The sequence below is a fragment of the Bacteroidota bacterium genome, from assembly GCA_041658205.1.
Taxonomy (GTDB): domain Bacteria; phylum Bacteroidota; class Ignavibacteria; order UBA10030; family UBA8401; genus UBA8401.
The window spans coordinates 375897-388211 of the sequence record JBBAAO010000001.1; the positions used below are offsets into that span (position 1 = coordinate 375897).

At 34.7% G+C, this 12315-nt stretch carries 5 protein-coding genes; all 5 read left to right on the forward strand.

Annotation, left to right across the window (positions count from 1 at the left end; all coding sequences use genetic code 11):
• Positions 1-23: 23 nt before the first annotated feature.
• The 5 genes from WDA22_01550 to WDA22_01570 all read left to right on the forward strand — a co-directional run bounded on the left by WDA22_01550 (position 24) and on the right by WDA22_01570 (position 12277).
• Positions 24-692: a response regulator transcription factor gene (locus tag WDA22_01550; protein MFA5832137.1), complete on the forward strand. Its 669-nt coding sequence runs from the start codon at positions 24-26 to the stop codon at positions 690-692.
• 279 nt (positions 693-971) lie between these two features.
• On the forward strand, positions 972-1715 hold the full coding sequence (locus tag WDA22_01555; protein ID MFA5832138.1) for a hypothetical protein: 744 nt from the start codon (positions 972-974) through the stop codon (positions 1713-1715).
• A 31-nt stretch (positions 1716-1746) separates the two neighbouring features.
• On the forward strand, positions 1747-7776 hold the full coding sequence (locus WDA22_01560; protein MFA5832139.1) for an RHS repeat-associated core domain-containing protein: 6030 nt from the start codon (positions 1747-1749) through the stop codon (positions 7774-7776).
• An 873-nt stretch (positions 7777-8649) separates the two neighbouring features.
• On the forward strand, positions 8650-10683 hold the full coding sequence (locus WDA22_01565; protein MFA5832140.1) for a S8/S53 family peptidase: 2034 nt from the start codon (positions 8650-8652) through the stop codon (positions 10681-10683).
• 85 nt (positions 10684-10768) lie between these two features.
• A complete protein-coding gene (locus WDA22_01570; GenBank protein ID MFA5832141.1) occupies positions 10769-12277 on the forward strand; it encodes a T9SS type A sorting domain-containing protein in 1509 nt (502 codons plus the stop codon).
• The last annotated feature ends 38 nt before the right edge of the window (positions 12278-12315 follow it).

The following is a 12315-nucleotide window of genomic DNA, read 5'->3' on the forward strand; positions in this document are numbered from 1 at the left end:
ATTGTTGAAAAAATGGAATTCTAGTGGCCGCCCCCAAAAAACAAAAATCAAAACAACAGCAGCGCAATCCAATTACCGTGTGGATTGTGGAAGACAATACTCTTTATCGAAATACTATTTCAAAACTCATCAATAAAACAAGAGGTATGAAATGTACAGAGGTATTTCCTAACTGTGAATCAGCGTTAGAAAGTATCACCAAAAAAAATGCTCCAAAAGTTTGTTTAATGGATATTAATTTACCGGGCATGAACGGTGTAGAGGGCACATCTAAATTCAAGGCTTTAAATTATGGCATTGAAATAATTATGATTACTGTTTTAAGTGATAATGGTCATGTTTATGATGCACTCTGTGCAGGTGCGTCTGGATATTTATTAAAAGCCTCAACAGAAGAAACGATCATCCAATCGATAAAAGATGTTGTCCGCGGAGGGTCTCCTATGAATCCTTCCATCGCTAAAAAAGTTGTTACTGCATTTACTCACCTACGAAAACCTTCGCAAGATTTAGAGTTATCTGGTCGTGAGAGAGAAATACTTGAACTGATGAGTCAAGGATTAACGAATAACCAGATATCTGAAACGGTCTATTTAAGCCCCCATACCATTGATTCATACATCAGGCGAATTTATGAAAAACTGCAAGTGCACACTCGCTCTGGTGCAATTTCAAAAATGATGCTGAGATAGCACTCTTTTGAAAGAATGTAGCATTACTCATTTCGATGTATTAAGCTGGTCACTCCTGTAGCATAATCCCAATAAGTAAAAGAAATTAAAAAGCAAGCATAAAGCGTTGACATTTAAAATCACGTGTTTACGTTACATCGTAATATTCAATTTCAAATTAAATTAACGACAGTAAGATAAATTTTAGAGGCAATAATGAATTTACGTCCAAAGACTAGACATTCTTATATCTCTTAAATGTATAAATTCAAAAACTAACTAATTATTAAAGGGTGTCACATGAAATACATCAAAATATTAATGTTGACGATTGTGATGTTGCATCAAAACAATATATCTCAGTCGATTAAGCCTCTTCTGCTGCCGACAACACTTACCGAAAAAAATATTGTTCAAATATTGAAACAAGCAAAGCACGGAGAGTATAATAACTTCGAAATGATTAGAAAAATAGCAGAAAGAAAAAATGATGTTATTCCAATATTAAGCAGGATATTGAAATACAAAGAACCCATAGTCATTAAGATAGACAGTATTCCTGTAGAAAATGATTCAGTGCACACTTTAATTTCATTAAAACTTTATTCGATTTATATACTCGAAGTAATTGGCACGCCCGATGTGTTAAACATCCTTTCTCAATCGATCTCTTTTCAGCAGGATGATAACGTTAGAGGTGCAATCGTGAATGTATTTGCTCATAGTTATTATGAGAGGACAATTGTAGCCCAGCCAAAAACTTTGCCAAATAAAGAAACAATAAAATTATTATTACAATTTGCTGATGATACATCTATGGTCGAACGATTTCAAAAGAGTATCGGTAAAATAGCACGGGAAGGTTTGCTCCGATGGACAGAAAAAGATCTCGGTGCCGTTGTAAACGGAAAACCGATTATTATTAAAATAGGAACAAACAAAATTGAAATGACACCTAAGCAATATAGAGACTGGTGGTGGAAAACTTACCATTCAAAATTGACATGGAATAGCGAAAAGAATTTATTTTATATAAAACATTAAAATATTTACTCCACCACTAATGGATAATATCATGAAAAATATTAAAGCATCAATACTCAGTATCACTTTGTTGATAGTAGGTGTGACAATTACAAGTCATTCACAAACCTTACAATACAAATTTGCAGGTTCACAAAATGATAATATGAAATCTCCTAACTATGAAGTTTTTAATTTCAAAGAAGTCCTATCAACCGAAGGAGCTTCATACACAGGCGATTTAAGCCTCACAATACCGATTATGACTATTCCAGGTAGAAATGGTCATGATTTCCCACTGATCTTAAATTACAATAGTAATGTTACCCAAAGACAAAAAGCAAGTTGGGTTGGATTGGGTTGGAGTTTAGATTTTGGTCATGTAGACCGACAGGTTTATGGTCGTCCTGATGATGATGCTATTGGGTATGGTAATAATGACCGTGTTAGTCAAAATAGTAGATTAATGGGTAATCAACCTGCACTCAATAGTGAAAATGTAGATGTGGTTGATTCATATTCAATATCGATGGATGGGAATTCATTTGAAATATTGCCATTCCCAGTTGATGAAACAGGGAATCCTTCCAATGCTTTGTTTTTGCCGTTATCTTGGAAGCCATTGCAAATCACCTCAACCATGAGTTCTAGGATAACAAGTTTTGACGCAACCAAAGATGACGGAACTAAATATTATTTTGGTAAGAATCCAGATATCCCAAATAGCAATGAGTTTGATGAAGCAAAGGTAACAGGGATGGCAGGATCTCAACAAACTGATTACTTTGTATATCGTTGGAACTTAGCTAAAATTCTCTATACCGACGGAGCATTTACGACCATCAAATATACTCAAGCGAATTTGGATCAGCATATTTCAAGAAATTATGAGAGTGTTTATATGGATAGAGGGAACACCTATAATTACACTAATGAGAACAGCAATTTTTTTGGTTCACCGAATTCATCAGCTTCAAGTTATTTAGGATCAGTAGGTTTCCAATATTCAATACCTTGTACTGTCGAGACAGAAACTCACTACGCTGTTATCGAAACAGAACAACTTACCACCGCCGACAGATATTTTAAGCTAAAGCAAATCGTCCTATACAGTAAAATTGATGGCTCTGAAGTAAAAAGGGTAATATTTGGATATGCATCTGTAGATAATAACAACTCAGGAATGAATGCTGATTGGGTTAGCGGGCAGAAGTTAAAAGACAATCAACTTACATTACTGTCGATAACTACACAAGTTGGTGCAGTTCCAGCGGAAGACTACAGCAATGTGCTTCCTTCATATCGATTTCAATATGTTAAAAATCCTTTCATAGATATAGCTCAAATCGTTAATAATCCAGCTGGAGATTTTCCGGGGTTTTATACAAATGAGCAAGATGGTATGGCAGTTGATGCGTGGAAATTAAAACAAATACATTACCCCAGTGGATTAAATGTTAATTATTCGTATGAACCATTCAATCCTGCATATGATCCACAGGGTAATGCCTTTTCTAGTGAATCTCTGCCTCAAGGATTTCCATGGTATCCGAGGGCACGTGTGAAAACAAAAACTATCCAAGATAATGTCACTGGTTCGAAAACATTTACTTACAACTATCCAGGTGCGCACTTTGATACTCCGAGCCATCCATTGCCAATGAATTACACTGTGAAATGGAACGGTAGCAATAGAGATTATAATGATTCCAAACGTAGTATCTATTTCAGTGGGTGTTCTATTGGGCATGAATATGTAGATGTTGTCTTTCCAGATGGTACGAGTAAAAAGCGGATTTATTATAGTTCAAGCATAAATAGTACATATAGGGATGGTTTTACCGCAATTATGAGTCAACCAAATATTTTGATAACTTCGAGGATAGGTATAAGAGGTCTTGTTCTAAAAGAAGAATCATATAAGAATACAAATACTCTCTATTCGACTATCACAAACACATACAACATTAAGCCCCTTAAAAGTTTCTTAGATCGATATACATATGGTGCGGATTTTTCGGGATATCAACATAACCAAACCGTTCAATATCAATCTCTTTGGCCTCAATTAATTAAAACAGAAAAGTTAGAGGATGGAGTAACTTCAACAACAGACTATGAATATTATAAAGCATTTACAGAATCGACTATACCTGGAGAACATCCTGCTAATGGGCAAATAAAATCAAAGAAAGAGTGGAATAGTTTATGGTATAAACTAACAACGTATGTTTATGCTTGTTCAGTATATCAAGGAATGAGTGATGCAACTATGTATTCGCAGCCGTATTCTGTTTCAATTCATCAAGGAGTGGACAAAAAAAGTGAGCAATTGACAGAGTGGAATTCGACCTTCACATCATCATCTGGAAAATGGAAACCTTCACTCGAAAAGATATGGACTGATGCTTCAAATTATACCACAATTCGCTCTTTTAATGATTATGATAATTATGGAAATCTAAAGCAAGAAACAGATGCCAACGGAAACGTAACAAAGTATTATTATGGTGATAATACTAATCCATTGGGATCTGGAACAACATTAAAAAATGCGTTTGTCACAGCAATTGAAAAAGTAATAAGTCCAAGTAATTTAATTGCTCAATTTAAATATGATTTTAGGGGAAATATTACTGACCAAACTGATGAAAATAATAATACATTTCGCTATGAATATGACATATTTGGTCGATTAAAAAATACGTTTGGTCCAACATACCCATCCCAAAAATTATCCGATTACTCTTATACGTTGGCGGGAGATAACTATAGTCTTTCCTATGTCAATAAAATTAACCAAAAAAAATACAGGGACATAAACAGTGTAAACCCCATCACAAGCGATCAGTACTACGATGGTTTGGGATTGGAACTACAGACTCAATTATACCTAGGGTCGGATAAAATAGTGACTCATAAGGTATATGATTCGTTTGGGAGAATTTCAAAAGAATACAAACCATATCAACAGAGTGCCAACTCTTTCGTTTCAGATGCAAATGTTTTAACGAATGCTAATTCATACTATAATTCAAATGTCTATTTCGAAGGATTTCAAGATTCTTATCCGTATTCTGAATATAGCTATGACGAAATTGGTACCCGGCCAGTGAATATCAAGTACCCAGGTATCGAATTTAGATCAAATAATCATTTTACAAGATTTGAATATGGCTCAAATACGAATAATCCTTCGGTTGAAGTTCCAGGATATAGTGCCAACACGTTATTTAAAACAACAACGTATAATGAAAATCAAATTCCTAAACTCTCTTATAGTGACATTCACGGTAATGTCATTCAATCAATAGATGATCCCAATGGATTAAAGTATAAGACTACGTTTGAATATGATGCCAATGGAAATATATTAAAGACAACTCCTCCAAGAGGCGAAACAAATTCACTGCATGCAACCACGTATACATATAATGCCCAAAACCAACTAATACTTAAAAAAACGCCCGATGCTGGATCTGTTCAATATCTTTATGATAAAAATGGAAATCTCCGTTTAATGAAAGATTCAAATCATACAGGAGCTGCAAATTATGTCTATGAAAACGGTGTTATCTCAGTTCCATCAACAACACCAGGGTCATTTTCATTGACAATGCCTGGTAGAGTAACAATATCGACTGGAGTGTATGATATGTATAGTGATGAATATATCATTGTCAACATCAGAAGAAACAATGCAATTGTAGCAACTGCCACTTCCGATTATTGGTACTGGACTTCGAGTACATTTTCGCTTCCAAAAGGTGATTATACATATGAAGTAACTTCATATGGCTATTACGGGGAGTTTGAATACACGATTGAATGCAGTGAGAACTTAGAATTTGTGTATTATAAATATGACGAACTAAATAGAGTAAAAGAAGTTGGCGAATATGAATCAAGCAATATCGCAAATTTCACTCAATCAAATGCAAATTATGGACCCTTCCCGACGAATCATTATTTTGTAAATCGCTCATTTACATATGACGTTGCGAGTACAAATCCACTCGCCGGATCGCAGCGAAATCTCAAAGGGAGACTATCGTCAGAGAGATCGTATACACTTGGCAGTTTATCACTCGAAACAATCTATTCATATGATGAGTTGGGTCGTGTGGAATATATGATTCAAGACGGATTAGGTTGGTACGCCAAAAAAATTAGTTATGAGTATGATCTTCAGGGCAATGTCACACGGAAGATCTATGAAGATTATATGTCCTCGACAAATATGCTTTATACGTGGTACGACTATGATGAAATTGGTAGAATGTTAAAAGTCTATACTTCCGTAACAGGAAATCCAGCTGGAAAACATCAGGAAGCAGCGTATACATATTTTGCATCAGGTAAAGTAAAAAGAATGCAGTTAGAAAACGCTCAAGGTGTTGATTATCGGTATTCAGAGCGTGATTGGCTTAAAGCAATAAATCATCAAAACCTAGGCGGATTGTATCAAGGTCAGCCTCAGGATCCAGGGAGAGATGGCTATGATTCTGGTTTACCAGTAGACAAATTAGGTATGATTTTTGGATATAATGTTCCTGGACACATTGGTGATCCAGGTTATCAAAATGCCGTTCCTCAATTTAATGGGAATATTAGTTGGATGATATACAATATGTCCGGTGTAAACACCGGTGGCACCAGTTTAGTTGGCTATACATTTGCATATTATAATAACAATACATTTAAGGATGCAAATTTTGGAATATATACTTCAAGCTGGGTGAACTGGAATCCGTATGATATGATGTCTATGCTCTATGATTCTGGTGGGAGTAATATAAAGTACCTTCAACGTAAGACCACGAGCGGTATGTTCTCCGATAAACTCACATACGAATACTACCCAAATACGAATAAGCTGAGACGAATAACCGACCAAATTAATCCCAGTTATTTTACATATGATATTGATACTCAGCCGGCGGATAATTACACATATGACCATAACGGTAACATGTTGCAATCCACAGGAGATAATAATTCTTTCATTTATTATGATATTTTTAATTTGCCAATTCGTATTTATCGATCAAACGGTGAAATTATCTATTACAGTTATGATACAAAAGGAAATAGAATTCGCAAATTACGTAGTGGAATAGATGAATATTATGTTAATGGTATTGATGGGAAGACAGAATTGGTCACAAGTTTGAATAGTTATACACCATTGTATAATCTAAATGGTAATGATATGTTTGGCCAAATTAGAAGAAATTACTCGACATTGACCAGATATTATTATTTGAAAGACCAGCTCGGAAATATTCGAATGACAGTTAATTCCAGTGGGACTCCTGTTTCATGGGATGATTATTATCCATTTGGGGTTACGATGGACCAAAGAAGTGGTAGCGGATCAGCCGATACTCGGTATAAGTATACGACCAAAGAGCGGGATATAGAGACGGGATATGATTATTTTGGTGCAAGATATTATGACAGTAGAATCGGCAAATGGATGTCAGTGGATCCGTTGTTAGAGAAGTACCCTGAATTAAGCCCATATAATTATGCGGCGAATAATCCTATATCACTTTATGATCCAGATGGAAAAGGAATCAAGAGTTTCCTATCGGCTCTCTTAAAAGCAACAAATATAACAGTATCATATGGTGCTCAAGCACAATTTGAGCTTAAGGTTGCTAATGTAGGGGTAGGGGTAGGGGTTAATTTTTATAGCAACAATTATGTTGAAGGAAACTTTATTGAAGGATTCAAAAGTAATGGAGAGCAAAAAAGTAATGGTGCAGAAATTGATCTCGCAATTTTTGGAGCAGGAACAGAAAAAACATTGACCCCTGTGAAAACAGACCTGAACACATTTACCCAATCAAATTCTGTTACCGAAAGCTCTCATTTTACTGTTTTGGGAGTGACCTTCGAAAAGAATGTTACTGAAACAAAAACCAAGAATATCTCAAGTCGCAAAGTTGAATCAAAGAAAAAAACAAAAAGCAGCCCTCCTGCCATTGAATTAAGCGTACCATTAATTGGATTGAAAATTGAAGCTAACATGGAAATACAAAAATTGATTGATGCAATTAAAGAACTAGATAACTAAGAAATAGGAGAAAATATGTTTGTTAAACTAATTTTTGGATTAAGCAAGAGATCTGTATTTCTATTATATTCAATTCCCTTTCTAATTGTGCAAATGCTTCCAACTGACATTTACGGAACTACAGTATTGTTATTGCGAATTATATCTGGGCTACCTTTTCTGATATGGTTATATATGGCAGGTACAATTTTAATAAAAAATGTGAACAATAATTTAAAATCAATTTTTTTATTCAAATCATGTGTAGTATACATGATTATGTACCTCATATTTATCATGGTGTTTATTAAATTAAATCTTTTTGTCAGGGCAGAAGGAATATCTTTATTATTATTTGTAGTCTTTCATATTTTATCGCTTGTTAGTATTTTTTTAGCAATCAACTTCGTTTCCAAATATATGAGCCTATACAAAAATAAAAATTATATATACACAGATAAATATTGGACAATATTTATTTTGTTATGCCTATTCCCAATCGGAATGTGTTATTTAAACCCACAATTGCAAATTATACTGAATAAACATAGCGTCGAACAATGAATATATACTGATCACCTAAATTATAAGAGGGGGAAGACTATTTATCTTTTTGTAGAAGAGTAAAATTTATTTGACAGGAATCATAGTTATACAATATTGAATGTATTCACTTGAAAGTAAATCGTTTGGAATACCTGAGATGTTAATAACGTCAAACAGAAAGGAACATCTAAAATCACCATAAAAAAATCGCCCAAGTTTTACTAGAACCTAGGCGGTTACAACGCAAGCAAAACAGGTCTTTACCGTACAAAAAGTGCGGCATTGTTTGTTTGCAACCACAATATACAATTCATGAAAATCATACACAAATATTCGAAAGGATCGAACATGAAAAGGTTGCTCAATATTTTTGTAACTCTTATAATTATTGGGGTTCTGACTAATTCCCAACCAAAAAAGTTAATATTTCCTAAAAATGTTGTTGCCGAGGCAAATTTTTATTCTGAAGGTCATAATTTACTGTCCGATGCTATTACCGTAAAGTTTAGAGAAAAAGTTGTTATATCTACCGATGATAGCAAATCGTATGCTGAGAGAATAGATTCAAAATTCAACAAAGTGCTGAATAGCCTAAAACAGTTAGAAAATAAAGCTGGATCAGTTAAATTGATTAAACAAATCAAAAGCGCCGACGAAAATAATCTGATAAAATCTCATAAAAGGACAGGAAAACCCGTAAAAATCAAAGACTTATCTCAATTGTATTCCATAAGGTTTAAAAATCCAGTATCTGTAAAAGAAGTGGTCACTTTATTGTCAGATATACCCGAAGTTGAGTATGTTCACGCACCGCTTTTGGCAATTTATCATTATACTCCATCTGATCCTATGATCACAAGTCCGGGCGCATGGGGTCTTCAAGCTGTTCAGGCATATGATGCCTGGAACATTACTCAAGGCTCTTCAGCTATAAAAATAGGTATTGTTGATGGTGGAGTTAGTCAAACCCACGAAGATATTGAGGGGAAGATTTTCCGTTCAGACAATAGCATTTCACATCCTCACGGAACATTGGTTGCTGGTGTTGCCGGAGCGAACACTGACAATGCGATAGGGATCGCCAGTCTTGGATTTAATGTTAAGTTAAATTCGTACGATATTGGTTCTTCCTATACTTCGATTGCCAATGCATTATATGAAGCAACAACATATTCCGATGTGATAAATATGAGTTGGTCAATTGCAAAGATAATGACATATGAGGAGTTAGATGAATTAGGGTGTATAGATCCCGAAGGATGGGAAAATAGCAAAAGACCCTATAATGCGACTGAAATCGAAACTGCTGTAGAAAATGCGATCAACCAAGGTATTGTTTGTGTTGCCGCCACAGGGAATACATCTCCAAATGGAGGTTTTCCAGATTGGTCTTCTTATTCATGTGATAATCATAAAGTACCATTTATATCATGGCCTGCACAATATCCCAATGTAATTGGTGTCTCAGGAACCACGCTGAATGGAACAGAGGGTTACATTGTTTATTTTAATTATGGGAATTTTGTTGATGTTTCAGCTCCTGGTGATAATATTGAAACTACAGAACAATACGGTGGATATGGCGTCTATGCAGGCACATCTTTCTCAGCACCATTGACTGCTGCATTAGCGGGATTATTGCTTTCATGCAATTCAAGTTTAACAATTCAACAAGTGACTGATTATATTACTAAAACTACAGATAAAATTGATGCGAACACTCATTCATACGATGGTTTCGGTTGGAATCAATATCTTGGTTATGGCAGAATTAATGCATACAAAGCAGTCCAACCACCAGCAGCACCTCAAAATCTATCATATATTAATAACGGTGGTCACCCGAAGATATCATGGTCGGCAAATTCCGAATGGGATGTCACAAAATACGAAATTTGGAGAGATATGGGCTCAGGGTATTCAAAAATTGCAGAAGTGAATTCTCCGACTACATCATATGATGATTACGATCTTACCATTGGTGGAAGCAATCCAAATAGTGCATGGTATTATGTGAAAGCAAAGGATCTTACAAATCTACTATCAAATGGATCGTCATCGCTTCGAGTGAGGTATTCAGGCGTACAAAATGAAATGCTTGAAATCGTCCAAATCCCTTCTCATCCAACATTGTATCAAAATTTCCCAAACCCTTTTAATCCTACGACAACTATAAAATATTCTGTCCCCAATGAACAGTATGTATCAATAAAAATATTTAATGGTGTTGGGCAGGAAATCACAACGATTACAGAAGGTGTAAAACAACCAGGGTTTTACCAAATTGAGTATGACGCAAAACATCTTTCAAGCGGGTTATATTTTTATACAATGTCTACTGGGAACACAAAAATAACTCAGAAAATGTTATTGCAAAAATAAGTTATGAAATTAAAAAATGTCTCAAGTATTTCTACTTGAGACATTTTTATTATATTTAAGATAGTAATAATGGATACTGTGAATCATGAACTATTTTTTTTCTGTGTTTATTCTATTTTCTCTTTGTAGCGCTCAATATCGTAGTGATTTTATGATATCGGATTCAGGATCAAAGCCAACGTTCGATATTGATAGTGATAATAATATTCATATTGTTTGGATTAGCTCAAAAAAGGATGACAGATCAACAATGTACATCGGGTTAGATAGTCTCGGTAATAGTTTATATGAAATAAGAAGGATTTCAAACTCATTTTACACGAACGATCCAAACATTGAGACGAGAAAAAACACATCAGCAATTGTTTGGGAAGACGGAGTATCATCATCGGTAACAATATTTAGTTCATATATAAAAGGAAGAGTTTTTAAAAATGGTTTACCAATCGGAAATGAGTTCCAAATTGACGATGGAGATTTTAACCATGCGGCGATAGACGCTTTCCGAAAATATCCAAAAATATTATGGCACAACGACTCCATTTTATTCAGCACATGGAGTGGGCAAGGACATCATTCTAAAACATATTCACAATCTGACATCTATGCAGAAAAATTATTAATGCCAATACAGAAGAGTGGTGATAATTATCCACTTAATAATACTTCGGTGAGGACTGACTATGAAGAAATAAGACCAATAAAAAAAATAGCAAGCAACGGGTATGTATTACTTTGGGCAGAAAGAGATTCTCAAAAAGTGAGCAGGATATCAGGAATTCAGTGCACGGATAGTTTAAAACCAACATCTCCTAAGTTTACGTTAATTGAATTTGATACTCTTACATACTTGTATAGACCCACAGCAATTCAAAAAAATGACGGCAATATTATCATCCTTTGGTCGAAGGATACTTTGACAAACAAAGCAAATATTTATTGGCAAGAATTTACTGAAAATGGAGCTGCAATTGGTGGTAAAATCAAAGTGAACGAAGCATTAGCAAAAATATCAAGTACGATATCTTCCCACAGGGACATCGGTGGAAATATCATTGTTGTTTGGGAAGATGGTCAAAATATAATGGCTCAACGGTTTTCAGAAAATAGTACGAAGATAGGAACTAATTTTATCGTCAATGGTAACCTTACCGGAATTGACAACTTTCCCAAAGTGCGATTACACAAAAATAAAATTTTCACTGTATGGACAAAACGCAATTCGAGTGTGCCAAGTATGACAAGTATATGGATGAATATATTAGATTTTAAAAATCCAGTCTTGAACGTCAAAAACAATTCTATTGTGACGAATAATTTTGATCTTTATCAGAATTTCCCGAATCCATTTAATGGTATGACCACCATACATTATAATTTATCTTTTGAGTCCACTGTTTCCATAAAAATATTTAATATATTGGGGCAAGAAATAAAGGAAATAGTCCATCAACAACAGGATAAAGGGTTATATGAAGCTCGCTGGAATACAGAACTTTCAAGTGGTATATATTTTTGTAGACTTGAAGCACTGTCGGTTGACGGCAAAAGAAGGAAGTTTATATCCACTCGAAAAATGCAGTTACTGCGATAATGCATAAAATTGAAACGCTTAATATTTGAAGCAATCTG